Consider the following 24,884-nt stretch of genomic DNA (forward strand, 5'->3'; position numbering starts at 1 on the left):
AGCGGAGGAAAAGGGCCATGCAGGGCAAATCATGGATTGCTGTGTCTGTTGTGCTGGGGGCGGCGACGGTTGCTGTCACATTGCCGGCGCAGGCGCAGGATTGGAAACCGACCAAGCCGATCACCGTGATCGTGCCCTGGGCTGCCGGCGGTTCCACCGACCAGGTGATCCGCGTCACCGCCGGTGAACTGGAGCAGGTTCTGGGCCAGAAGGTGGTGGTGGTGAACCAGCCGGGTGCTTCGGGTTCGATTGGTTCCAAGACCGCCTGGGAAGCGCCGAAGGATGGCTATACCTGGACTTCCGGCGCCGCCAAGGATATCGGCACCTATGCCGTGTCGGGCTTGCTTGACACCAAGATGGATGATTGGAGCTTCTACCTCACCGTCGCCAACCAGTCGGTGGTCAGCGTCAACGCCAACTCGCCCTACAAGACCCTGGCTGATCTGCTGGCGGCGATGAAGGCCAAGCCGGGCCAGGTATCGGTGGCCACGGCGGGCGTCAATTCCTCGGGCCATTTTGGCTCGGAAGCCTTGGCGCGCGGCGCCGGCGTCACCTACAAGCATGTCTCCTATGATGGCGGCAATCCGGCGGTGATCTCCACCGTGTCGGGCGAGACCGAAGTCACCACCCAGCTTGGTGTTGAGCAGGTGGAAATGATCCGTGCCAAGCGCCTGCGCCCGTTGGCGGTGCTGGCTTCCAAGCCGCTGGAAGTGGATGGCATCCCGGCGATTGAGCCGGTGACCAAGACCTTGCCGAATTTCCGCACCGAAACCAATTATTTCGGCATCTTCGTGCCGAAGGGTGTGCCGGCGGAAGTGACCAACACGCTGGACAAGGTGTGGAAGGAAAAGATCGCCAATTCGGCGGCGCTGAAGAAATACGCCACCGACAAGGGCGCGCTGTTTGATCCGTCCTATGGCGATGCGGCCAAGAAGGCGGCTTTCCCGGCCATCCAAGGCGCTGCCTGGATTTTGCAGGAAGGCGGCAAGGCCAAGGTTTCGCCGGATACGCTCGGCATCCCGAAGCCCTGATACCGTAACCAGATGAGGCCGCCCGGTGCACATGTGCCGGGCGGCCTTGTGCTTTGAGGGAAAGTAAAATGGACCAGAGCGCGCAAAACAGCGAAACCGAAACCCAGGCCAATCTGAGCCGGGCGGATTTCTGGTCCAGTTTTCTGTGGATCGGCCTTGGCCTTGCCATTGCCGTGATGAGCTGGCGCATGGATCGGCTGGAGCATCTGCAGGCCAGCATCTATACCGCGCCGGGGCTGGTGCCGGCCTTTCTCGGCCTGGCCATTGCCTTCATGGGTGTGATCTTGCTGCTGCGCGCCTTGCGCCAGGGCGCGTTGCTGCCACGCACAAGCCGGCCGCTGGTGCTGGCAGAACATTGGCGCCTGATCTTCTCGCTTGGCTGGTCGTTATTCTATGCGCTGGTGATCGTGTCGCGCACATTGCCCTTCTGGCTGATCACCGCCTGTTACGTTTCGGTGTTTGTGCTGGTGTTCCAGTATGCCGAACGCCGCGCCGCCGGCCAGGTGAAGCGCGGCCTGGTCGTGGCCGTGGTGCATGGCCTGATCGCCGGTTTGCTGATCCAGTATGTGTTCGAGGAATTGTTCCTCGTCCGGCTGCCGTGAGGATTTTATCATGTTTGACGGCCTGACCGGTTTCGCCACCTCGATTGTCAACTTCTCCAACCCGACCACGATCCTCTACGCGCTTGGCGCCACGCTGGTGGGATTGGTGATCGGCGCGCTGCCCGGCCTCACCGCCACGATGGGCGTGGCATTGATGACTACGCTGACGCTGAAACTGCCATCGGCCGAAGCGCTGCTGATCCTGATTTGCACTTATGTTGGTGCCATCTACGGCGGCAGCCGCAGCGCCATCCTGCTCAATATCCCGGGCACGCCGGCTTCGGCGGCGTCCTGCCTGGATGGCTATGCGCTGGCCAAGCAGGGTCTGGCGGGCCGCGCCATGGGCATCGCCACCTCCGGCTCGATCCTGGGCACCTGGATCGGCATGTTCTTCCTGGCTCTGTTCACACCGATCCTGGGCGAGATGGCGCTGAAATTTGGTGCCTATGAATTTTTCTGGCTCGCGGTATTCGGCGTGGTGATTTCCGGCAATCTCACTGGCACCGATCCGCTGAAAGGCTGGATCGCCGGCTTTATCGGCCTGTTCATTGCGGCTATCGGCCAGGAAGGCATGTATGCCTATGACCGATTCACCTTCGGTGTGCATGATCTGTCCGGCGGCATCGCATTGATCCCGGCCCTGGTCGGCGTGTTCGGCTTTGCCGAAGTGCTCAGCGTGATGAAGGACAAGCCGCAGAAATTCATCATCAACACCTACGACACCGTGATCCCCAGGATTCGCGATGTGGTGCAGTATTGGCGCACCATCATCCGCTCCGGCCTGATCGGCACCTTCATCGGCATCGTGCCGGGGGTTGGCGAGGATGTGGCGGCATGGTCGTCCTATGCGGCGGCGCGGCGCGCCAGCAAGGAAAAGGAAAAATTCGGCAAGGGTTCGGTGGAAGGCCTGATGGCGGCCGAAACCGGCGACAATGCCTGTGTTCCCGGCGCCGTGATTCCGGTGCTTACCCTGGCGGTGCCTGGCTCGGCGCCGGCCGCCGTGCTGCTGGCTGCCATGCTGATCCATGGCGTGCGACCCGGCCCGCTGATCATGGTGGAGAGTCCGCAATTTGTTTACGACGTGGTGGCGATGATGCTGTTCGCCTCCATCGGCATCCTGTTCTACGGCCTGACTTTGACCAAGCTTTTGGTCAAAGTGCTGCTGGTGCCGCGTCCACTGATCATGCCGGTGATCTTTGTGCTCTGCGCGGTTGGCTCCTATGCCATTGCGTCGCGGCCCTTCGACATCCTGGTGATGCTATGCTTCGGCGTGCTGGGCCTGGTGCTGCGCGGGCTGAATTATCCGATGGCGCCGCTGGTGCTCGGCATTGTGCTGGGCGATCTGCTTGATAAGAGCCTGCGCCGCGGCCTCACGCTTTCGGATGGCGATTTGACGCCGTTTTTCGCCCGGCCGATCTCGCTGGTGCTGTTCCTGCTGGTGGCGCTCACCGTGCTGATGAATGTGCCAGTAGCACGCCGCGCCATGGGCCAGGGCATGAACCTGTTGTTGAAGCCGCTGCGGCGCGGTGCGTGAAGCAATGAATCCGGGATTGACGCAGCCGGTTGCCTGCGGCTATAAGTAACCAGATAGTTACTTCCCTACAGGAAGCGTGACAAACCGCATGCGCATCAGCCTCTGCAACGAAGTGCTCAATCCGCTGCCGCTGGCCGAGCAATGCGCGCTGGCGGCCGAGCTGGGTTATGACGGGCTGGAGATTGCGCCGTTCACGCTGGCAGAAAACCCGCTCGAACTGTCGCTCACGGCGCGGCGCGCCATCCGCCGTTTGGTCGAGGATGCCGGCCTCAAGGTCACTGGCCTGCATTGGCTGCTGGTGGCGCCCAAGGGCCTGTCGCTCACCGATCCGGATGCGGCAGTGCGCAAGCGCACTATCGCGGCGATGCAGCAGCTTTGCGGCCTGTGCCATGATCTGGGCGGTGCTTATCTGGTGCATGGTTCGCCCATGCAGCGCCGGTTGCCGGAAGATGATCCGCAGCGCGCGCGTGACTGGGCCATGGCCGGCTTTGCCGCAGCGGCCGAGGCGGCGGCGGCGCAAGGCGTGGTCTATTGCCTGGAACCGCTATCGCGCCATGAAACCAATTTCATCAATACCGTGGCGGAAGCGGCCGACCTGGTGCGCCAGATCAACAATCCGGCTTTCCGCACCATGATTGATTGCAGCGCCGCCGGCCTCACCGAAATGCAGGATGTGCCGGCGCTGATCGAGCAATGGCTGCCCAGCGGCCTGATCGGCCATGTGCAGGTGAACGATCCCAATCGCAAGGGGCCGGGCCAGGGCGAGATGGATTTTGCGCCGATCCTGGCTGCCTTGGCGCAGCATGGCTATGCCGGCGATCTGGGCGTTGAGCCCTTTATCTATGAACCCGATGGCCCCGGCGCGGCGCGTTTTGCCATCCAGTATCTGCGGAAGCTGCTGCCATGACCTTGCCGCTGTTTCGTATCCGCGAGATTGCGCTGTTTGAGCGCCCGGTGTGGCTGCGGCTGCCGTTCCGCTTCGGCGTGGTGACATTGCGCGAAGCACCGCAGGCTTTTGCGCGGCTGGTGATCGAGACGGCAGAAGGCCGCCTCGCCACCGGCATGGCAGCCGAATTGATGGTGCCGAAATGGTTCGACAAGAATCCGGCGCTCAGCAACGAACAGAATTTCGCCCAGTTGCGCCGCAGCCTCGGCCATGCCCTGGAGGCTTACCAGGATGGCGGCTTGCGCAGCGCCTTCGGCCATTCCGCCGCGCATCATGCCAATCTGCTGGCGGCAGGTGCCGCCGCCGGGCTGAACCCGCTGGTTGCCTCTTATGGCCCGGCTTTGCTTGATCGCGCCGTGATCGACGCCTTGTGCCGCCTGCTCGGCACCAGCTTCGGCGCCGCATTACGCAGCAATCTCTATGGCATTGAGGCGGGTGTGCTCACCCCCGATCTGGCCGGCTTTGATATTGCCGCCTTCCTGGCGCAGCTTTCGCCCTGCCGCCGCATCGCTGCGCGGCATACTGTCGGCATGCTCGATCCGCTGGCGGAAGCCGATTTACAGCCTGGCGAAAGGCTGAATGATGGTTTGCCGGAAAGCCTTGAGGGTGTGATAGCCGCTTATGGCTTGCGCTGGTTCAAGCTCAAGGTTGGCGGCGACATGGCGCAGGATCTGGCCCGGCTCAAGGCCATCGCGGCCGTGCTGGATCAGGGCGCCGCGCCTTATCGCGCCAGCCTGGATGGCAACGAGCAATATGATGATGAGGAAGGCATTGCCGGCTTATGGCGGGCGATGCGGGCCGAGCCGGCTCTGCGCCGGCTCTGTGCCTCGATCCAGTATATCGAGCAGCCGATCAAGCGTGCCTCGGCGCTGGAGCGCCCGGTGACGGCGCTGGCTGCCGAGATTGCGCTGATTGTGGATGAATCGGATGCTGATTACGGCGTGTTTCCGCAGGCGCGCAGCCTGGGTTATGCCGGCATTTCGTCAAAAACCTGCAAGGGTGTGTATCGCGCCATCCTGAATGCTGCGCGTGCCAAGCATTGGGGCGAAGGCTGCTTCATCACCGGTGAAGATCTGACCTGCCAGGCCGGCCTGGCGGTGCAGCAGGATCTGGCGCTGGTGGCGATGCTTGGCCTCTACCATGTCGAGCGCAACGGACATCATTACGTCGATGGCTTCGGCGCCGCGCCGGCTGCCGAGCAGGCCGGCTTTGCCGCCGCCCATGCCGATCTTTACGACAACAGCAGCGGCCGCCCGCGCCTGCGTATCGCCGCCGGCGATATCGCGCTGGGCAGCCTGCTGGATGCCACCGGCTTCGCGTCTGCCGCCGCGCCCGATTGGGCCAGCCTGGCGCCGATGGATTTGAACGAACCCAACCAAGGAAACGTAGCATGAGCAAGGAAATCCGCCTCGGCATCATCATGAACGGCGTCACCGGGCGCATGGGCATGAACCAGCATCTGATCCGGTCGATCTGTGCCATCCGCAAGGATGGCGGCGTGGTGCTGAAGGATGGCCGCCGTGTGATGCCTGATCCGATCCTGGTCGGCCGTAATCTCGACAAGGTGGCGAAGCTGGCCAAGACCTATGGCATCGACCGCTATACCGACGATCTGGATGCGGCGCTGAAAAACAAGGACGACACATTGTTTTTCGATGCGGCCACCACCCAGGCGCGCGCCGGCTTGCTGAAGCAGGCGATGGCGGCGGGCAAGGATGTGTATTGCGAAAAGCCGACCGCCGAAACGCTGGATGTGGCGCTTGATCTGGTGGCGGCGGCGAAGCAATACGGCATCAAGCATGGCGTGGTGCAGGATAAGCTGTTCCTGCCCGGCTTGCAGAAGATCAAGATGCTGATCGATAGCGGCTTCTTCGGCCAGATTCTCTCGGTGCGCGGCGAATTCGGCTATTGGGTGTTTGAAGGCGACTGGCAGCCGGCGCAGCGCCCGAGCTGGAATTATCGCTACAAGGATGGCGGCGGCATCATCCTGGATATGCTGTGCCACTGGCGCTATGTGCTGGATAACCTGTTCGGCGAGGTCAAGAGCGTGTCCTGCCTTGGCGCCACCCATATCCCGCAGCGTTGGGACGAAAACGGCCAGGCTTATGCCGCCGATGCCGATGATGCCGCCTATGCCACGTTCGAGCTGGCCGGCGGTGTGATCGCGCAGATCAATTCCTCCTGGGTGACACGCGTGCGGCGCGACGACCTAGTGACATTCCATGTTGACGGCAAACTTGGTTCGGCGGTGGCGGGCCTCAGCAAATGCTATATCCAGCCGCGCAGTGCCACGCCGAAGCCGGTGTGGAATCCGGATGTGCCGCAGACCATCAATTTTTATGAAACCTGGCAGGAAGTGCCGGATAATCAGGTGCAGGTGAACGGCTTCCGCGCCCAGTGGGAAATGTTCATCCGCCATCTGGTGGATAACGAGCCGTTCAAATGGACCCTGCTTGAAGGCGCCAAGGGCGTGCAGCTTGCCGAAGCCGGCCTCAAGAGCTGGAAGGAACGGCGCTGGATCGACCTGCCGGAACTGAAGGCATAAGCATGACCACACTCAATCTGCCCATCGCCGCCGGCAAGCTGGCGCCGTATACGCTGCAACAGCCAAAGGCCTTTCCGCTGGCGCAGCCGCCGTTCAGCCGCATTGCCTTTGCAGCCGCCCATGTGGTGGCCGATCCGCTGGCCGATCACGATCCCTGGCTCACCCCGGCGGTGGATTGGGAACGCACCATCGCCTTCCGGCGCCATCTCTGGAGCCTCGGCTTCGGCGTGGCCGAGGCGATGGACACGGCGCAGCGCGGCATGGGCCTGGATTGGCGCGATGCGCTGGAACTGGTGCGCCGTTCGCTCGATGCAGCCAAGGATGTGCCGGGTGCCGTGGTGGCCTCGGGTGCCGGCACCGATCATCTGGTGCCAGGGCCGGATGTGGGCATCGATCAGGTGATCCGCGCTTATGAAGAGCAGATTGAAGCGATTGAAAAGCTGGGCGGCCGCATCATCCTGATGGCCAGCCGGGCGCTGGCTGCCTGCGCCAAATCGCCGGATGATTATATCAAGGTGTATGGCCGCATTCTGAGCCAGGTGAAGCAGCCGGTGGTGATGCATTGGCTGGGAGAAATGTTCGATCCCGCCCTGGCCGGCTATTGGGGCCATGCCGATCATATGCAGGCGATGGATACCTGCCTGGATGTGATAACCGCCAATGCCGCCAAGGTGGATGGCATCAAGATTTCCCTGCTCGACAAGGACAAGGAAATCACCATGCGCCGCAAGCTGCCGCAGGCAGTGCGTATGTATACCGGCGACGACTTCAACTATGCCGAACTGATCGCCGGCGATGCGCAAGGGTATTCCGATGCGCTGCTCGGGATTTTTGATGCCATTGCCCCGGCTGCATCCGCGGCGCTTGGTGCGCTGACGCGCGGCGACGAGCAAACCTTCCACGCCATCCTGGCGCCCACCGTGCCGCTGTCGCGCCATATCTTCAAGGCGCCGACCCGGTTCTATAAAACCGGCGTGGTGTTCATGGCCTATCTCAATGGCCACCAGGATCATTTTGTCATGGTTGGCGGCCAGCAGAGCACCCGTTCGGCGCTGCATCTGGCAGAACTGTTCCGCCTGGCCGATGCTGCCGGCCTGCTCAGCGATCCCGAGCGTGCGGCGCAGCGCATGCGCATGGTGCTGGCGGCACAGGGGATCGCGGCATGAGCAAGCCCGGCCCGTTATCGCTCAACACCATCACGGTGCGTGAGCAATGGTCGTTGCAGCAATGTATCGAGGGCTGCGCGCGGCATGGCATCACCGGCATCTCGCCCTGGCGCGACAAACTGGCGGAATATGGCGTGCAGAATGCCGCCAAACATATCCGCGAGGTTGGCCTGACGGTGACCGGCCTGTGCCGGGGCGGCATGTTTCCGGCCGCCGATGCTGCGGGCCGGCAGCGCGCCATTGAGGATAACCAACGCGCCATCGATGATGCGGCAGCGCTTGGCGCACAATGCCTGGTGCTGGTGGTGGGCGGCTTGCCGCCTAGCTCGAAAGATTTGGCCGGCGCCCATGCCCAGGTGCAGGATGGCATCGCGGCGATCCTGCCTTATGCCCGTGCTGCCGGGGTGCCATTGGCCATTGAGCCGCTGCATCCGATGTTCGCCGCTGACCGCGCCTGCGTGAATACGCTGGGCCATGCGCTGGATATCTGCGATGCGCTGGGCGGTGGCGCGGCCGACCGCTCGCTCGGCTTGGCGCTGGATGTCTACCATGTCTGGTGGGATCCGCAGCTTTCGGCGCAGATCAAACGCGCCGGCCGCCGCATCCTGGCTTTCCATGTCTGCGACTGGCTGGTGCCGACCACCGATCTGCTGCTGGATCGCGGCATGATGGGCGATGGCGTGATCGATATTCCGGGTATCCGCGCCGAGGTCGAGGCGCAGGGCTATGACGGCTTCTGCGAAGTCGAGATCATGTCGGCCAATAATTGGTGGCGGCGCGATGCGGATGACGTGCTGCGCACCTGCATCGAACGGCATAAATCCGCGGTCTGACGCTCAGATCACATAACGCCCGGCATGGCGCTGCACCACATTGGCAAGGTCGCCTTCATCGGTGATGCGGCCCTGTTCCAGCACAATGGCGCGATCACAGAACCGCGCCAGCAGGCCGGCGGCACGCTCCACCATCAACACGGCGCCATTGCTCGGCGGTCCCTGGCGCAGATGCTGCGCCAGGCGGTCAAGGAATTCCGGCCCTGCATGTTCCAGCACTTCATCAAACAACAGGGTTTCGGCTTCCAGCGCGGCGGCAATGCCGGTGCCGAGCCGCAGCCGCTGGCCCGGACCGAGCAGCTTGAGCGGGGTGTCGGCGGCGAGGTCGTCCAGTTCACCAAATGCCATGGCGCTATCGGCGCGGCGGCGGCTTTCCTTGAAGTCATGACCGGCCAGCAGGCCATGGCCCACGGCGGTGTTGTAGGCGGATAAATCCGGATCGAGGCCAAGGCCGACATTCAGCACGGCAAAGGCGCGGCCGGCGCGGGAAATGCGGCCCTGATTGGGTTGCAGCAGGCCGGCGGCGGCACGTAGCAATGTGGTCTTGCCCGAGGCATTGCCGCCCAGCAAAGCGGTGCGCGACCCACGGCCCAGGGCCAGGCTGACATCATTCAGCGCCGTGACGCGGTGAATTCTGCCCTGCGGCCCGAGCAGGTTGCGTTTCAGCGAGCGTTCCGAGGCGAAGAAGATCGGAAAGTCGATGCTGACATGGTCAAAGCTGAGGGCTGCTGCCGTCATGGTCAGGTCCAGTAGGGCAGGCGCCAGCGCAGGCGATGATAGAGCAGGGTGGTGACGCTGCCGCCCAGCACCAGCAGCAGCGCGCAGCATAGCCAGGTCAGCGGCGCCACTTCCTGGCCGAGCAGCGGGCGGCGGACCAGTTCAACAAACTGGAAAAGCGGATTGATCTCGGCCAGCCAGACAAAGCGGCTGAGAAAATAGGCCGGCCACAAAACCGGTGTGAGAAAAAACGCCAGATGCACGGTCCAGGCAACAAGCTGCGGCATGTCGCGGAAGCGGGCGCAGAGCATGCCCAGCAAGAGGGAAATCCAGGCCGTGTTGGCGATCAGCAACAGGCTGCCAAGCAGCAGCGGCAGCGGCGCCAGGCTGACGGTTTCAAGCAGGAAGATCTGAGCCAGCACAGCCAGGGCGATATTCTGCGCCATGATCAGCATGTGGCGCAGCAGCATGCGCAGCATGATGGCGGGCAGCGGCAGGGCGGCATGGCGCAGTTGTGCCATATATTGCCAGGTCTGGCCGGCCGCCTGATGCAGCATGCCGGCAAGCAGCGCCCAGGGGATCATGCCGGCCACCAGATAGGGGACATACTGGTCGTAATCCGGCAGCAATTGGCGCAGCACGGTGCCGAACAGCGTGCCCATCGCAGCCGTCGCCAGCGCCAGGCCCAGGCTGGCCCAGAGCGTGCCCAGTCCGGTGCGGCGAAAACTGGCAGCAATATCCACGCCCGCCGTGAAGACGGCGAAGCGCAGATTGGCCAGCAGGCCGGCAGTATAGGTGTTCTGGGCAAGGGTCATGTTCGGCGAGATATAGCCGGCATTTGCGCTCATTCCTAGTATTTCCCGAAATTCGGGCTGGCGCTTCCGTATGGTCGGGAATCCGTCTAATCCTGCCATATGATGTCTGAATCAGGGCTTAAGGAGCAGCGGCCCCGGCTGCAACGTGGCGATGGCGGCGTGACGGCATGCTTTGGCGCCGCGCTGCCGGGCATGAAAACCGGCGCCCGGCTGCTTGATCTCTACCAAAGTGATCCGGGGCGCGCCCTGTTGCCGCTGCCTGAGCCGGGCGAGCCGGCCAGCCTCGTGCTGGTCACCACCTCGGGTGGCCTGACCGGTGGCGACCGGCTGAAACTGAGTCTGACGCTGGAGCCGGGCGCCAAGCTGGCGGCCATGGCCCAGGCCGCCGAAAAGCTCTACCGCTCGGCTGCCGCCGATAACGAAACCGAAGTTATCCAGGAATTATCGGCTGCTTCCGGCGCCTGGCTGGAATGGCTGCCGCAGGAGACCATCCTGTTCAACGGCGCCCGGCTGGCCCGCCGCACCAGCATCAATCTTGATCCGGAGGCCGAAGCCCTGATCGGCGACATGCTGGTTTATGGCCGTGTGGCGCGTGGCGAGCGGTTTGAGCAAGGCAGCTTGTTTGATCTGTGGGAATTGCGCCGCGCCGGTCGCCTGGTCTGGACCGAGCGCCAGGGTATAGACGGCGATATCGCCGCCTTGCTGGCCGCACCGGCGGGTTTTGACGGCGCGGTGGCCCAGGCCAGCCTGATTTTTGCCCGTCCCTGCTTTGCGACCGAAACCGGCTGCACCGAGATTTTGGCAGGCCTGCGCGCCATCCTGGAGCAACATTCCGGCCTGCGCGGCGGCGCCACGCGGCTGGATGGCTTTATCTTGCTGAGGCTGCTCGGGCGCGATCCGCTGTTGTTGCGCCGCGCCTTTGCCGAAGTCTGGCGCTATTGCCGGCATCAGGCCGGCTGGGCCGATACCATGCCCAGGCTGTGGCTCAGATAATCATTGCCTCAATTCCATACAGTTACATTTGTCTGTTTAAAATTTAATCAAATTTAGGCTTTGTGCCTAATTCCGGAACAGAATGGTCCGGCCAATGCCTGGGCTTGCGGCGCGCTGACTCGGAAACAGGCGCCTGTTCCGCAGAGCGGAATCCCTGTTTGCAGTTGCGAAATCAAGACTCTAGGTGCGGTAGTGCGCGCCGGGGCGCGGCTTGGCACGCCTCTTGCCTTTAAATCCCACGCAGCCGGTCCCGGGGGGAGCGGCAAACCAAACGGAGAGGGATTAATGGGACGCATCCTTAACACGGCGGCAGCGCTGGGCCTGGTGGCCAGCATGGGCTTTGCCGCTACCGCGCAAGCCCAGGATACGATCAAGGTCGGCGTGCTGCATTCGCTGAGCGGCACCATGGCGATCTCTGAGACCACACTCAAGGACACCGTCCTGATGATGGTGGATGATATCAACAAGAAGGGCGGTCTGCTCGGCAAGAAGGTTGAGGCCGTGGTGGTCGACCCGGCTTCCAACTGGCCGCTTTTCGCCGAAAAGGCGCGCGAGCTGCTGGCCAAGGAGAAGGTCTCCGTGGTGTTCGGCTGCTGGACCTCGGTGTCGCGCAAGTCAGTGCTGCCGGTTTTTGAAGAGCTGAACGGCCTGCTGTTCTACCCGGTGCAGTATGAGGGCGAGGAAAGCTCGAAGAACGTGTTCTACACCGGTGCGGCGCCGAACCAGCAGGCGATTCCGGCGGTGGAATACCTGATGAGCAAGGAAGGCGGCGAAGTGAAGCGCTGGGTGCTGGCTGGCACCGACTACGTCTATCCGCGCACCACCAACAAGATTCTGGAGTCGTTCCTGAAGGCGAAGGGCGTCAAGCAGGAAGACATCATGATCAACTACACGCCGTTCGGTCATTCCGACTGGCAGACGATCGTGGGCGATATCAAGAAGTTCGCCTCGGCCGGCAAGAAGACTGCGGTGGTTTCGACCATCAATGGCGATGCCAACGTGCCGTTCTACAAGGAACTGTCGAATGCCGGCATCAAGGCGTCGGACATTCCGGTGGTGGCCTTCTCGGTGGGTGAGGAAGAACTCGCCGGCATCGACACCAAGGACCTGGTCGGCCATCTGGCAGCCTGGAACTACTTCCAGTCAGTGAAGAGCCCGGTCAACGATGCCTTCATCAAGCAGTGGAAGACCTACATCAAGAGCGACAAGCGCGTCACCAACGATCCGATGGAAGCCACCTATATCGGCTTCAAGATGTGGACCCAGGCCGTGTTGCAGGCCGGCACCACCGACGTGAATGCCGTGCGCCAGGCCATGTATGGCCAGAAGACCCAGGCGCCGGGCGGTTTCGTCTCGACGATGAACACCAATCACCATCTGTCGAAGCCGGTCTATATCGGTGAAATCCGCCCCGATGGCCAGTTCAACGTGGTGTGGAAGACCAAGGGTCCGGTGAAGGCCGATGCCTGGTCGAAGTACATCCCGGAAAGCGCCAAGCTGACCGCCGACTGGACCTATCCGTGGGTCTGCGGCAATTGCGAGAAGCCGAAGTACAAGTAAGCCTCCCGGGCGACGGGCCGGCGGTTTGATCCGCCGGCCCGTTTACCCACCCCGTCTCGATTTAGCCAAGCCATTCCATAAATAAAAAGCGAGTGCGCACCGTGGCTCTGCGTCGTTGCCTTCTCCTGTTCGCCTTGCTGTTGCTGCCGTTGCTTTCCAGCGCGCTTATTGTGCCGGCGGCGCGGGCGCAGGATATGACCGAGCTGCTTTCGGGCCTCACCGACAGCGATCCGAAACCCGCCATCGAGGCGCTGATGGCCAGTGATGCGCCGCAGGCAAAGGCGGCATTGGCCGCGCTTGCCGCCGGCCGGCTGTATCGCCGCAGTGCGGATGGCGCCATCGTGATTGGCGAACCGGATGGTGCCATGATCGTGGTGACCAATGCCGCCACCGGCGATGTTGAGGATATGGCCGACCCGGCCGATCTCGAATTGCTTGAACTGTCTGATACGGCCAAGGCCGAACTCAGCGCTGCCGGTGTGGGTGCCGCCAGCGACGACACGCCAAAGGATTTTGCTTCCGCCGTCACGGCGCTGAATGCCGATGATTTTGCCGCCAAGGGCAAGGCCATCGAGGTGCTGACCCAGTTGGGCGATGCCCGCGCCATGCCGGTGCTGCGGGCCTTGACCGATGGTCGCCTGTTCACCCGCAAGAGCGATGGTGCCGTGGTGATCGCCACGCGCAGCGGCAACCAGCAAAGCCTGGCGTTGGCCACCACGCTGGAAGATGCCGGCTTTGCCAGCAATGCCGAGCTTGATCCTATTGTGGTCAACAACAATCTGCGCATCGCGCTGCGCGAGGCGGTTGGCCGGCTTGGCCTGCTCAGCCCCGAAGCCGCACAGCGCCGTGCCGCTGCCAATGTGCTGCTGGAAGGTGCCACACCGGATGCTGTGGCCCTGTTGCGCGAAGTGACGCCCAAGGAAACCAATGCCCAGGCCAAGGAGGCAATGGCGCTGGCTCTGGCGGCTTCCGATATTGCTGATCCCGCCGCTGACAAACAGCGCAAGCTGGCCGCCGTGGCGGTGCTTTCGGGCGCCACCGACCTGCGTATCCGCTCGATGCTGCAAGCGCGGCTTAATGCCGAAGCCGATCCCGATGTGAAGGCGGCATTACAGGTGGCTTTCACCTCGGTGCAGCGCAAGCTGACGGTGATTGGCTGGTTTGCCAACATCTTCCAGGGCATCAGCCTGGGTTCGGTTCTGCTGCTGGCCGCTGTTGGCCTTGCCATCACTTTCGGCGTGATGGGCGTGATCAACATGGCGCATGGCGAAATGATCATGATCGGCGCCTATGCCACTTTTGTGGTGCAGGAGATATTCCGCGCCTATCTGCCGCCGGCCTGGTTCGGCGCTTATCTGGTGGCTGCTTTGCCGGTGGCTTTCCTCACTGCTGCCATTTTTGGCATTGCCATTGAACGCGGCGTGATCCGCTTCCTGTATGGCAGGCCGCTGGAAACCATGCTGGCGACCTGGGGTGTCAGCCTGATCTTGCAGCAAATGGTGCGCAGCATCTTCGGTGCGCCGAACAAGGAAGTGTCCAATCCAAGCTGGATGACCGGCTCGTTTGAACTGATCGGCGGTTTTGATGTCACCTGGAACCGGGTCATCATCATCGTGTTCTGCTTCCTGGTGCTGGGGCTGATCGCGCTGATCCTGCGCCGCACCAGTTTTGGCCTCCATATGCGGGCGGTGACGCAAAACAGAAGCATGGCCAGCGTGATGGGCATTCCCACCGCGCGGGTGGATGCCATGACCTTTGCGCTCGGCTCCGGCATTGCCGGCATGGCCGGCGTGGCACTCAGTCAGATCGGCAACGTGTCGCCCAATCTCGGCACCATCTACATCGTCGATAGTTTCCTGGTCGTGGTGTTCGGCGGCGTCGGCAACCTGATGGGAACGCTGGTCGGTGCCATGACGCTCGGTATCGTCAACAAGCTGCTGGAACCCGTGGCCGGTGCCGTGCTGGGCAAGGTTGTGGTGCTGGTGGCGATCATCCTGTTCATCCAGAAACGGCCGCGTGGCCTGTTCGCCGCCAAGGGACGTTCCGCCGATGCCTAAGGAAGACTTGCTCGCTCTCGCCAAGCCCCGTCCGCTGCTTGATCGGCGTGGCTGGGCCCTATTCCTCGGCATCGGCTTCCTGTTGCTGGTGGTGGTGCCGCTGCTCAATACGCTGCCGGCCAATAGCTCGCTGCTGCATCTGCCGGATTATCTGGTGCCGCTGCTCGGCAAATATGCCTGCTATGCCATCCTGGCGCTCAGCCTCGATCTGGTCTGGGGCTATGCCGGCATCCTCAGCCTGGGCCATGGCGCCTTCTTCGCGCTGGGCGGCTATTGCATGGGCATGTATCTGATGCGCCAGATCGGCACGCGCGGCGTTTATGGCAATGCCGAATTGCCGGATTTCATGGTGTTCCTGAACTGGAAGGAATTACCGTGGTATTGGCAGGGCTTTGAGCATTTCCCGTTTGCCATGCTGATGGTGATCGTGGTGCCCGGCCTGCTCGCCCTGGTGCTGGGCTGGTTCGCCTTCCGCAGCCGTGTCACCGGCGTCTATATCTCCATCGTCACCCAGGCGATGACCTTTGCCCTGCTGCTGGCCTTCTTCCGCAACGATATGGGCTTTGGCGGCAATAACGGCCTGACCGATTTCAAGGAAATCCTCGGCTACAATGTGCAGGCGCCGAGCACCCGCATCGGCCTTTATATCGCTTCGGTGCTGGCGATGGGCATTTGCTTCCTGCTCTGCCGCTATGTCACCGGCTCCAAGCTCGGCCGTGTGCTGCTGGCGGTGCGCGATGCTGAAAGCCGGGTGCGTTTCTTCGGTTATTCGGTCACCAATGCCAAGCTGGTTGCCTTTGTGCTGTCGGCAGTGCTGGCCGGCATTGCCGGTGCGCTGTACGTGCCGCAGGTCGGCATCATCAATCCGGGCGAATTCTCGCCGGCCAATTCGATTGAGATTGCCATCTGGGTGGCGGTTGGCGGTCGCGGCACGCTCTATGGCGCCATGCTCGGCGGCGTGCTGATCAATCTGGTGAAAACCTGGCTCACCGGGGCGGCGCCCGATCTGTGGCTGTTTGTGCTTGGTGCGCTGTTCATCGCCTCCACTTTGCTGTTCCCGAAGGGCGTGGTCGGCATGGTCGGCCAGGTCAAGGCCTGGCGGGCGCAGCGTGCCGCCTATCTGGCGAACAACAAGGCGCCGGGGGAGTAGGGCGATGAATGCGTTGCTGAAAACCGAACATGAACCCAAGGCCGGCCTGCCAGATGACGTGACCGACAAGCCGCGTGTCTCCGACAGCCAGCTCTATCTCGATGGCGTCTCGGTGTCGTTTGACGGCTTCCGCGCCATCAACAACCTGTCGCTGATCGTGGCGCCGGGCGAATTGCGCACCGTGATCGGCCCGAATGGTGCCGGCAAGACCACGATGATGGATATAATCACCGGCAAGACCAAGCCGGATGCCGGCGAAGTACTGTTTGCCGGTCGTGTCGACCTGACCAAGCTGGATGAAACCGCGATTGCCAATCTCGGCATCGGCCGCAAATTCCAGAAACCTACCGTGTTCGAGCATCTTAGCGTCTTTGAGAATTTTGAACTGGCGCTGAAGGCGCCGCGCGGTGCCTTGCGCACAATGATGTCGCGGCTCGATGGCGAAGCGGTGGATCGCATTGCCTGGGCGCTGGATACGGTAGGCCTGATGGGCCGGGTCACGGAACTGGCGGGTGCCTTGAGCCATGGCCAGAAGCAGTGGCTGGAAATCGGCATGCTGCTGGTGCAGGACACGCAATTGATCCTGCTCGACGAGCCGGTGGCCGGTATGACCGATGCCGAAACCAAGGCCACCGCCGAACTGATCCTGACCCTGGTGGGCCAGCGCACCCTGATCGTGGTGGAGCATGATATGGAATTTGTCCGCGATCTCGGCGCCCGGGTCACTGTGCTGCATGAAGGCAGTGTGCTGGCCGAGGGCAGCCTGGACATGGTGCAGAATGACCAGCGGGTCATTGAAGTTTATCTGGGGCGCTGACAGATGCTGCAAGCCGAAGGATTGAACCTCTATTACGGCGCCAGCCACGCCCTGCGCGATGTCTCGATCAGCGCCGAGCCAGGCAAGATCACCTGCGTGCTGGGGCGCAACGGCGTCGGCAAGACCTCGCTGATGCGCGCTCTGGTGGGGTTGCAGCCGGTGCGTTCAGGCAGCATCATGTGGGAAGGTCAGGATATCAGCCGGCTCAAGCCGCATGAACGGGCGCGGCGCGGCATCGCCATGGTGCCGCAGGGCCGCGAGATTTTCCCGCGCCTCACCGTGCAGGAGAATCTGGAAACCGGCATGGCGCCGCTGCCGCGCAGCGAACGCCGTATCGATGAGGAAATCTACGCCCTGTTCCCGATTTTGCATGATATGCGGAACCGCCGGGGCGGCGATCTTTCGGGGGGTCAGCAGCAGCAGCTCGCGATCGGGCGGGCCTTGGTCACGCGACCGCGGCTGCTGCTGCTGGACGAACCCACCGAAGGCATCCAGCCTTCGATCATCAAGGATATTGGCCGGGTGATCCAGCAACTGGCTGGGCGCGGCACCATGGCGATTGTGCTGGTGGAGCAGTATTTCGACTTCGCCCGCGCCCTGGCCGACCGCTTTGTGCTGTTGCAGCGTGGTGAAGTGATGGTCTCGGGTGGCCCCGAGGCTATGGATGGCGACGACGTTCGCGGCTATCTTACCGTCTAGTTTCAGGCAATAGCGGCAGGGGAGGCCGGGCGGCATGAATCTCACGCCCCGCGAAAAGGACAAGCTGCTGGTGGCGATGGCTGCCATCGTGGCACGGCGAAGGCTGGAGCGCGGCCTGAAGCTGAATCACCCCGAGGCAGTGGCCTTGATCACTGATTTTGTGGTGGAAGGCGCCCGCGATGGCCGCAGCGTGGCAGAATTGATGCGCGATGGCGCCACCGTGCTGAGCCGCGATCAGGTGATGCCCGGCATCGCCGAGATGATCCACGATATCCAGGTGGAGGCCACCTTCCCGGACGGCACCAAGCTGGTGACCGTGCACCAGCCGATCCGGTGATGTCCGCCAAATTGCAATGAAAGCGTCACCCCCGGGCTTGACCCCGGGGGTCTGGATGCCCGGGTCAGGCCCGGGCATGACGATGGAATGGGGGAGAATACGACATGATCCCAGGTGAACTCTTTCCCGCCCCAGGCGAGATCGAATTGAATGCCGGGCGCGCCACGGTGACGCTGGATATTGCCAATACCGGTGACCGGCCGATCCAGGTTGGCAGCCATTATCATTTCTTCGAAACCAATCCGGCGCTGCATTTTGACCGCGATAAGGCCTATGGCTGCCGGCTGGATATTCCGTCCGGTACCGCCGTGCGGTTTGAGCCGGGCCAGACGCGCAGTGTGCAACTGGTGGCCTTTGCCGGGTCGCGCACCGTGTTCGGCTTTCGCGGCGATGTGCAGGGCAGCTTGAAGGGCGAGGGCTGAAACAATGGCAAACCGCATTTCCCGCGCCGCCTATGCCGGCATGTATGGCCCCACGGTGGGCGACCGCCTGCGCCTGGCCGATACCGATCTGATCATCGAGGTGGAAAAGGATTTCACCGCCACGCCGCCGGTGGCTGCCGGCCGGCCGCGCACCGATGGCTATTCCGCCAATGTGCCGCTTTATGGCGAGGAAGTGAAATTCGGCGGCGGCAAGGTGATCCGCGACGGCATGGGCCAGAGCCAGCGCACACGCGAAGAAGGCGCGGTGGATACTGTGATCACCAATGCGCTGATCCTGGATCACTGGGGCATCGTGAAGGCCGATATCGGCCTGAAAGGTGGCCGCATCGTCGGCATCGGCAAAGCCGGCAACCCGGATATTCAGCCCGGCGTGGATATCATCATCGGCCCCGGCACCGAGGCGATTGCCGGCGAAGGCAAGATCATCACGGCCGGCGGCATTGACGCGCATATCCATTTTATCTGCCCGCAGCAGATCGAGGAAGCGCTGTTTTCCGGCGTCACCACCATGATGGGCGGCGGCACCGGCCCGGCTGCCGGCACCAGCGCCACCACCTGCACGCCAGGCCCATGGCATCTGATGCGCATGTTACAGGCGGCGGAAGCCTTCCCGATGAATCTGGGCTTTTTCGGCAAGGGCAATGCTTCGCTGCCACAGGCCCTGGAAGAGCAGATTCTGGCCGGCGCCTGCGGCATGAAGCTGCATGAGGATTGGGGCACCACGCCGGCAGCGATCGACAATTGCCTCACCGTGGCCGAAAAGCATGACGTGCAGGTGGCGATCCACAGCGACACGCTGAATGAAAGCGGCTTTGTCGAAGACACCATCGCTGCCTTCAAGGGCCGCACCATCCATGCCTTCCACACCGAAGGCGCCGGTGGCGGCCATGCGCCGGATATCATCCGCGTTGCCGGCATGGCAAACGTGCTGCCCAGCAGCACCAATCCCACCATGCCCTACACGGTCAATACCGTGGACGAACATCTCGACATGCTGATGGTGTGCCACCATCTCGATCCGCGCATCCCTGAAGATGTCGCCTTCGCCGATAGCCGTATCCGCCGTGAAACCATCGCCGCCGAGGATATTCTGCACGATCTCGGCGCCTTTTCGATGATGTCGTCGGACAGCCAGGCGATGGGCCGGGTGGGCGAGGTGATCATCCGCACCTGGCAGACCGCCGACAAGATGAAGAAGCAGCGTGGCCGGCTGCCTGAGGAAAGTGGCGATAACGACAATTTCCGCGCCCGGCGCTATATCGCCAAATACACCATCAACGTGGCCCTGGCCCAGGGTATCGCGCAGCATGTCGGCTCGGTGGCGGTGGGCAAGCTGGCCGATCTGGTGATCTGGTCGCCGGCCTTTTTCGGCGTCAAGCCCGACATGGTGCTGAAAGCCGGTTCCATCGCGGCAGCCCCGATGGGTGATCCGAATGCCTCTATCCCGACGCCGCAGCCGGTGCATTACCGGCCGATGTTCGCCGCTTTCGGCCGCAACCTGGTGCAATCCAGCGTGTTGTTTGTCTCGGAAGCGGGTTTGCAGAACGACATCGCCGGCAAGTTCGGCCTCAGCCGGCCGTTGCTGGCGGTGAAGGATACCCGCAGCGTGAAGAAGCAGGACATGGTGCTGAACAATTACATGCCGCATATCGAGGTGGATACCGAAACCTATGAAGTGCGCGCCGATGGCCAGTTGCTGACCTGCGAGCCGGCCCAGGAGCTGGCCATGGCGCAGCGCTATTTCCTGTTTTGATAAGGATAACAACAGCGTCATGCGCGGACTTGATCCGCGCATCTGGTGACGAGATTGCCGGGTCAAGCCCGGCAATGACGACGGAGTGAGGTTGCGAGTATGGATCGAGCCGCAGAAATCCTGCCCGCCGGGCAATGGCCAGTATCTGAGCGCCGCGACAGTGTGACCCTGCCGCATCATGATCGCTTTCGCCGCCGCATCCGGCTCTGCGGCGATCATGGCCTGGATTTTCTGCTCGACCTGCCGGAAGCGCGTGTGCTGCATCATGGCGAGGGGCTGAAGCTGGCTGGCGGCGGCTATGTCGAGGTGATCGCCGCGCCTGAGCCGCTGGTGGAAATCCTGCCCGGCCCCGGCATTTCGCTGGCGCGGCTGGCCTGGCATCTCGGCAACCGCCATTTGCCGGCGGAAATCCAGGCCGAGCGCATCCTGATCGGCGAGGATCATGTCATCATCGACATGCTGAAGGGCCTGGGCGCCAGCGTGCGCCCGGTGCTGGCGCCGTTCGAGCCGGAGGGCGGCGCCTATGGCCAGCATAACCACGATCCGAAGCATCCCTTCGGCCATGGCTCAAAATACCACCAGCATGCCGATGGCACCTGGCATACGCATGATTGACCATGCTTGACGAAGCCGGGCTTTACCGCCTGCTGGCCTGGCTCAGTCCCAGTTATCCGATTGGCGCCTTCAGCTACAGCCATGGCCTGGAATATGCCATCGAGGCTGGGCTGGTGCGGGATCGTGCCACGCTGATTATCTGGCTAACGCATCTGCTGCGCCATGGTGCCGCCTGGGTGGATGCGGTGCTGCTGCGCGAGGCGCATGCGGCCAGTGCCGATGCCGACAAGCTGGATGACCTGGCCGATCTCGCCGCCGCCTGGCGCGGCACCAGCGAAATGGCGTTGGAAAGCGCGCAGCAGGGCGGCTCGTTTCTCACCATCACGCGCGCCGCCTGGCCGCATCCAGGGCTGGAGGCCTTTGCCGCGCGGCGCAAAGGCCGGCCGCTGGCGCTGCCCATCGCGCTCGGCCTGGCCGGCGGTTTGCAGCAGGTGCCGGTGGCGCCGCTGATTGCCGGCTATCTGCATGGCTTTGCCGCCAATCTGGTTTCGGCGGCGGTGCGGATCATCCCGCTGGGCCAGACCGATGGCCAGAAGGCGCTGGCCGCCTTGGCCCCGGTGGTGGCCGTTCTGCTGCCCAAGGTTTTGGCCCAGCCGCTCGACCGATTGGCCAGCGCCGCGCCCATGCTAGACTGGGCATCGATGAATCACGAAACGCAGTATACGAGGCTGTTCCGCTCATGACTGAAATGAAAAACCCCCTGCGTGTTGGCATCGGCGGCCCGGTCGGATCGGGCAAGACGGCGTTGGTCGAGCGGCTCTGCCGCCATCTGCGCGACGATTGGAACATCGCCGTGGTGACGAATGACATCTACACCAAGGAGGATGCCGAATTCCTCACCCGCGCCGGCGCGCTCGATCCACAGCGCATTGCCGGGGTGGAAACCGGCGGTTGCCCGCATACCGCAATCCGCGAGGATGCCTCGATCAACCTTGCCGCCGTGGCCGACATGCAGCAGCGTTTCCCCGGCCTGGATGTGATCTTTGTGGAAAGCGGCGGCGACAATCTGGCCGCCACCTTCAGCCCCGAACTGGCCGATATCACTATCTATGTCATCGACGTCTCAGCCGGCGACAAGATTCCGCGCAAGGGCGGCCCGGGCATCACCCGCTCGGATCTGCTGGTGATCAACAAGATCGACCTCGCCCCGCTGGTCGGCGCCTCGCTGGAGGTGATGGACCGCGATGCGCGCAAGATGCGCGGCGCCAGGCCGTTCATTTTCTCCAATCTGAAGGAATTGAAGGGCGTGGACGAGATTGCCAGCTTCATCCTGAAAAGCGGCGGTCTGACGGCCTGAGGTTCAGCAATTCGCGGAAAGCACACTTTTAAGCTTTGTTTTCCATAAGATTTACCCTCATAATGTAGCGGTTTATTGCCGATTCTGAGGGGGAATCATGTCCAAGCCGGCTTTTTCCGATCTGTTCGTGGCGTCGGGCCGCCGCAACCGCAAATCCTATGTCCTGTTCAGTCTCGCCTGGTTGATGTTGTACATCGTCGCGATGACGGTGCTTGGCGTTGTTGCATTCGGCTCGGCAGGATTGGCGGAGGTACTGATCTGGGTGGCGGCCATCGTGCTTGCCATTCCGGGTTGCTTCGTCGGCGCGCAGCGCTGCCGTGATTTCGGCTGGACCGGCTGGGCCATTTTCATCACGCTGATCCCGGTGGTTGGCATCATCTTCTATATCGCGCTGTTCTTTATTCCCGGCGATGTCGGGGATAACCGGTATGGGCCGGATCCGCTGGCGCCAGCGGCCGCCGCGCCTGCGCCGGCCGCCCTGGGCCAGGCTTGAGCAAATTCCTGCTGTTGTAATGGCGCGGCCCGGCGCCGGTTGCTAAATTGGCGCCCTGGAATGAGGGAGAACGCCATGCTGCAACTGCGCCCGGCCTGCGAATGCTGTGGCCGTGATCTGCCGCCTGAAAGCCGGGCGGCGATGATCTGTTCGTTTGAATGCACCTTCTGCGCCGATTGCACCAGCGGCACGCTTGCCGGCCATTGCCCCAATTGCGGCGGCGAATTGCTGCGGCGGCCGATCCGCCCGGCCGAAAAACTGCTGAAATTCCCAGCCACCACAGAGCGTAAAGTGAAGCCGCAGGGTTGCGCGGCAGCAGAGTGAAATCATGAACAAGCAGCATGTGATTGCCCTCGATCAGGGCACGACCTCGACGCGCGCCATCGTGTTTGATGCCGCCGGCAATGTTTGCGGCGTGGCCCAGCGTGAATTTCCGCAGCATTACCCGGCCGATGGCTGGGTGGAGCATGATGTGGAGGATATCTGGCGCGATACCCAGGCGGTGCTGCGCGAGGCGGTGGCCCGGGCCGGCTTGCGCGGCCAGGATATCGCCGCCATCGGCATCACCAATCAGCGCGAAACCACCGTGGTGTGGGAACGCGCCAGCGGCCAGCCGATCCATCGCGCCATCGTGTGGCAGGATCGCCGCACCGCCGATCTGTGCAAATCCCTGCGTGATGCCGGCGCCACCGATCTGGTGCAGCGCAAGACCGGCCTGCTGATTGATAGTTACTTCTCCGCCACCAAGATCGCCTGGCTGCTCGATCATGTGCCGGGTGCCCGGGCGCGGGCCGAACGCGGCGAACTCTGCTTCGGCACCATCGATTGTTTCCTGCTCTGGCGCCTCAGCGGAGGCGCGGTGCATGCGACGGATGCCACCAATGCCTCGCGCAGCATGCTGTTCGATATCACGCGCCAGGATTGGGATGATGAACTCTGCGCACTATTCCGCGTGCCGCGCGCCATGCTGCCGGCAGTGCGCGACTGCTCGGGTGAATTCGGCGCCACCCTGCCCGATCTGCTCGGCGCCGCGATCCCGATCACCGGCATTGCCGGCGACCAGCAGGCGGCGGCTTTCGGCCAGGCCTGCTTTGCGCCCGGCATGATGAAAAGCACCTATGGCACCGGCTGCTTTGCCCTGGTCAATATCGGCGATAAGCCGGTGCTGTCGCGACACCGTCTGCTCACCACCATGGCCTATCGGCTCAATGGCAAGCCGACTTATGCCCTGGAAGGCTCGATCTTTGTTGCCGGCGCCGGGGTGAAATGGCTGCGCGACAAGCTTGGCATCGTCAAGGATGCGGCCGAAACCGCAGCGCTTGCCGCCAGTGTGCCGGATGGCCATGGCGTTTATGTGGTGCCGGCTTTTGTCGGCCTCGGTGCGCCTTATTGGGATGCCAATGCGCGCGGCGCCATTCTTGGCCTGACCCTGGATTCATCCGCCGCCCATATCGCCCGCGCCATGCTCGAAGCCGTGGCCTATCAGACCCGTGATCTGGTCAGTGCCATGGCAGCAGATGGCGCCGCCACGCCGACGGCTTTGCGGGTGGATGGCGGCATGGTGGCGAATGACTGGCTGTGCCAGTTCCTGGCCGACATGCTGGGCGTGGCGGTGGAACGTCCGCGCGTGATCGAAACCACGGCTTTGGGCGCGGCCTATCTCGCCGGCCTGGCCACCGGGGTTTATGCCGGGCTTGATGCCGTAGCCTATGCCTGGCAATGCGAACGCCGTTTCGAGCCGCGCATGGGCGCTGAACAGCGCCAGCAGCTTTATGGCGGCTGGCAGGCTGCAGTGAAGCGGGTGCTGAGCGGGCAGGAATAGGCCGCCCGGCGATACTTCCAGGCGCGAAACCCTACCAGCCGCCGCGTTCGAGCCAAAGATCGAGCATCGGCAGGGTTTCATTGCCCCAGAACGGCTCGTTATCGGCCAGCACAAAGGGCGAGCCGAACACGCCGCGTTGCAGCGAGGCGTCAACGGCGTCGCGCAGGCCCTGGGCCACACGCGGATCGGCCAGGGCATCGCGGATCGCATCGGCCTCGATGCCTAGCGGCGCCAGCACGGCCACCAGTTCGTCGGTCTGGCCCATATCGCGGCCCTCGGCCCAGTAGGCGTGATAGATCGCCTGGGCGGCGCGTTTGGCCAGGCCCTGTATGGGGTCGGCATCCTGGGCCAGCAGCCAGTAGTAAAGCCGCGCCGGCGGCAGCGGATTCATGAACGGATCGCGCGGCTGGCGCTGCATGGTTATGCCATGCAGGCGGCCATAACGCGCCACGCTGCGTTCGATATACGGCCCCTTCAGCGGCGTATCGAGCAAAGGCTTCAGGCCCATCACTTTCATCACGCTAATGCCCAGCAGCATCGGGTGCCAGATCACGCGGCGGCCATGTTTTGCCGCCAGCGCGTCGATGCGCAGCGAGGCGAAATAGCCAAATGGCGAGATGAAATCGAAATAGAAATCCAGCGGCGCCTGCGACAAGCGA

The 24,884-nt window shown here is 62.9% G+C and carries 26 protein-coding genes; 23 read left to right on the forward strand and 3 right to left on the reverse strand.

Features of this window, described 5'->3' with window-relative positions:
- Positions 1-17: 17 nt before the first annotated feature.
- The 8 genes from KBB36_RS04380 (at position 18) to KBB36_RS04415 (ending at position 8,657) form a co-directional block, all read left to right on the forward strand.
- Complete coding sequence (locus tag KBB36_RS04380) at positions 18-1,031, forward strand: tripartite tricarboxylate transporter substrate binding protein (RefSeq protein ID WP_290977391.1); 1,014 nt, start codon at positions 18-20, stop codon at positions 1,029-1,031.
- 68 nt (positions 1,032-1,099) lie between these two features.
- Positions 1,100-1,633 carry a tripartite tricarboxylate transporter TctB family protein gene (locus KBB36_RS04385; protein WP_290977393.1) on the forward strand — a complete coding sequence of 178 codons (534 nt, stop codon included), beginning with the start codon at positions 1,100-1,102 and terminating at the stop codon, positions 1,631-1,633.
- 10 nt (positions 1,634-1,643) lie between these two features.
- A complete protein-coding gene (locus KBB36_RS04390; RefSeq protein WP_290977394.1) occupies positions 1,644-3,167 on the forward strand; it encodes a tripartite tricarboxylate transporter permease in 1,524 nt (507 codons plus the stop codon).
- Positions 3,168-3,255: 88 nt separating this feature from the next.
- Positions 3,256-4,074, forward strand: coding sequence for a sugar phosphate isomerase/epimerase (locus tag KBB36_RS04395; protein ID WP_290977395.1), 819 nt, complete (start codon positions 3,256-3,258; stop codon positions 4,072-4,074).
- Positions 4,071-5,507, forward strand: a complete 1,437-nt coding sequence (locus KBB36_RS04400; RefSeq protein ID WP_290977396.1) for an enolase C-terminal domain-like protein — start codon at positions 4,071-4,073, stop codon at positions 5,505-5,507. Before KBB36_RS04395 ends, KBB36_RS04400 begins: the two co-directional genes overlap by 4 nt.
- Positions 5,504-6,658 carry a Gfo/Idh/MocA family oxidoreductase gene (locus KBB36_RS04405; protein ID WP_290977397.1) on the forward strand — a complete coding sequence of 385 codons (1,155 nt, stop codon included), beginning with the start codon at positions 5,504-5,506 and terminating at the stop codon, positions 6,656-6,658. The genes KBB36_RS04400 and KBB36_RS04405 overlap by 4 nt, the downstream gene beginning before the upstream one ends.
- A 2-nt stretch (positions 6,659-6,660) precedes the next feature.
- Positions 6,661-7,824, forward strand: a complete 1,164-nt coding sequence (locus KBB36_RS04410) for a dihydrodipicolinate synthase family protein (protein ID WP_290977399.1) — start codon at positions 6,661-6,663, stop codon at positions 7,822-7,824.
- Positions 7,821-8,657: a sugar phosphate isomerase/epimerase gene (locus KBB36_RS04415; protein WP_290977401.1), complete on the forward strand. Its 837-nt coding sequence runs from the start codon at positions 7,821-7,823 to the stop codon at positions 8,655-8,657. The genes KBB36_RS04410 and KBB36_RS04415 overlap by 4 nt, the downstream gene beginning before the upstream one ends.
- Before the next feature lie 3 nt (positions 8,658-8,660).
- Here the strand turns inward: KBB36_RS04415 and KBB36_RS04420 are convergent, their stop codons facing one another.
- Together KBB36_RS04420 and KBB36_RS04425 are read right to left on the reverse strand one after the other, a co-directional pair.
- Positions 8,661-9,395, reverse strand: coding sequence for an ATP-binding cassette domain-containing protein (locus tag KBB36_RS04420; protein WP_290977403.1), 735 nt, complete (start codon positions 9,393-9,395; stop codon positions 8,661-8,663).
- Between the two features lie 2 nt (positions 9,396-9,397).
- Entirely contained in the window at positions 9,398-10,222 is an 825-nt protein-coding gene (locus tag KBB36_RS04425; RefSeq protein WP_290977405.1) for an ABC transporter permease, read from the reverse strand.
- Between the two features lie 66 nt (positions 10,223-10,288).
- Between KBB36_RS04425 and KBB36_RS04430 the strand changes: the two genes are divergently transcribed.
- From KBB36_RS04430 to glpK, 15 genes are all read left to right on the forward strand, one after another.
- The gene (locus tag KBB36_RS04430; RefSeq protein ID WP_290977407.1) at positions 10,289-11,182 is read left to right on the forward strand and encodes an urease accessory protein UreD; all 894 of its coding nucleotides are present in this window, start codon (positions 10,289-10,291) and stop codon (positions 11,180-11,182) included.
- 333 nt (positions 11,183-11,515) lie between these two features.
- Positions 11,516-12,742, forward strand: a complete 1,227-nt coding sequence (gene urtA / locus KBB36_RS04435) for an urea ABC transporter substrate-binding protein (RefSeq protein ID WP_290977507.1) — start codon at positions 11,516-11,518, stop codon at positions 12,740-12,742.
- Between the two features lie 101 nt (positions 12,743-12,843).
- On the forward strand, positions 12,844-14,799 hold the full coding sequence (urtB, locus tag KBB36_RS04440) for an urea ABC transporter permease subunit UrtB (protein ID WP_290977409.1): 1,956 nt from the start codon (positions 12,844-12,846) through the stop codon (positions 14,797-14,799).
- Positions 14,792-15,949 carry an urea ABC transporter permease subunit UrtC gene (gene urtC / locus KBB36_RS04445; RefSeq protein ID WP_290977411.1) on the forward strand — a complete coding sequence of 386 codons (1,158 nt, stop codon included), beginning with the start codon at positions 14,792-14,794 and terminating at the stop codon, positions 15,947-15,949. Before urtB ends, urtC begins: the two co-directional genes overlap by 8 nt.
- A 4-nt stretch (positions 15,950-15,953) precedes the next feature.
- Positions 15,954-16,766: an urea ABC transporter ATP-binding protein UrtD gene (urtD, locus tag KBB36_RS04450; RefSeq protein WP_290977413.1), complete on the forward strand. Its 813-nt coding sequence runs from the start codon at positions 15,954-15,956 to the stop codon at positions 16,764-16,766.
- Between the two features lie 3 nt (positions 16,767-16,769).
- Positions 16,770-17,465 carry an urea ABC transporter ATP-binding subunit UrtE gene (urtE, locus tag KBB36_RS04455; protein WP_290977415.1) on the forward strand — a complete coding sequence of 232 codons (696 nt, stop codon included), beginning with the start codon at positions 16,770-16,772 and terminating at the stop codon, positions 17,463-17,465.
- 34 nt (positions 17,466-17,499) lie between these two features.
- Positions 17,500-17,802, forward strand: coding sequence for an urease subunit gamma (locus KBB36_RS04460; protein WP_290977417.1), 303 nt, complete (start codon positions 17,500-17,502; stop codon positions 17,800-17,802).
- A 104-nt stretch (positions 17,803-17,906) separates the two neighbouring features.
- Positions 17,907-18,224 (forward strand): urease subunit beta, encoded by a 318-nt coding sequence (locus KBB36_RS04465; RefSeq protein ID WP_290977419.1) that lies wholly within the window; start codon positions 17,907-17,909, stop codon positions 18,222-18,224.
- Positions 18,225-18,228: 4 nt separating this feature from the next.
- Positions 18,229-19,998 (forward strand): urease subunit alpha, encoded by a 1,770-nt coding sequence (ureC, locus tag KBB36_RS04470; protein WP_290977421.1) that lies wholly within the window; start codon positions 18,229-18,231, stop codon positions 19,996-19,998.
- 99 nt (positions 19,999-20,097) lie between these two features.
- Positions 20,098-20,613 carry an urease accessory protein UreE gene (locus tag KBB36_RS04475; protein WP_290977423.1) on the forward strand — a complete coding sequence of 172 codons (516 nt, stop codon included), beginning with the start codon at positions 20,098-20,100 and terminating at the stop codon, positions 20,611-20,613.
- A 2-nt stretch (positions 20,614-20,615) separates the two neighbouring features.
- Positions 20,616-21,296: an urease accessory UreF family protein gene (locus KBB36_RS04480; protein WP_290977425.1), complete on the forward strand. Its 681-nt coding sequence runs from the start codon at positions 20,616-20,618 to the stop codon at positions 21,294-21,296.
- Positions 21,297-21,301: 5 nt separating this feature from the next.
- On the forward strand, positions 21,302-21,910 hold the full coding sequence (ureG, locus tag KBB36_RS04485; protein ID WP_290977509.1) for an urease accessory protein UreG: 609 nt from the start codon (positions 21,302-21,304) through the stop codon (positions 21,908-21,910).
- A gap of 97 nt (positions 21,911-22,007) precedes the next feature.
- The gene (locus KBB36_RS04490; protein ID WP_290977427.1) at positions 22,008-22,403 is read left to right on the forward strand and encodes a DUF805 domain-containing protein; all 396 of its coding nucleotides are present in this window, start codon (positions 22,008-22,010) and stop codon (positions 22,401-22,403) included.
- Positions 22,404-22,478: 75 nt separating this feature from the next.
- A complete protein-coding gene (locus tag KBB36_RS04495; RefSeq protein WP_290977429.1) occupies positions 22,479-22,727 on the forward strand; it encodes a DUF1272 domain-containing protein in 249 nt (82 codons plus the stop codon).
- A 4-nt stretch (positions 22,728-22,731) separates the two neighbouring features.
- Positions 22,732-24,225, forward strand: a complete 1,494-nt coding sequence (gene glpK, locus KBB36_RS04500) for a glycerol kinase GlpK (RefSeq protein WP_290977431.1) — start codon at positions 22,732-22,734, stop codon at positions 24,223-24,225.
- Between the two features lie 31 nt (positions 24,226-24,256).
- Here the strand turns inward: glpK and KBB36_RS04505 are convergent, their stop codons facing one another.
- Positions 24,257-24,880 carry a 2-hydroxychromene-2-carboxylate isomerase gene (locus tag KBB36_RS04505; protein ID WP_290977433.1) on the reverse strand — a complete coding sequence of 208 codons (624 nt, stop codon included), beginning with the start codon at positions 24,878-24,880 and terminating at the stop codon, positions 24,257-24,259.
- Positions 24,881-24,884: the final 4 nt, after the last annotated feature.

The organism is Ferrovibrio sp. (assembly GCF_017994015.1).
Classification (GTDB): Bacteria; Pseudomonadota; Alphaproteobacteria; order Ferrovibrionales; family Ferrovibrionaceae; genus Ferrovibrio.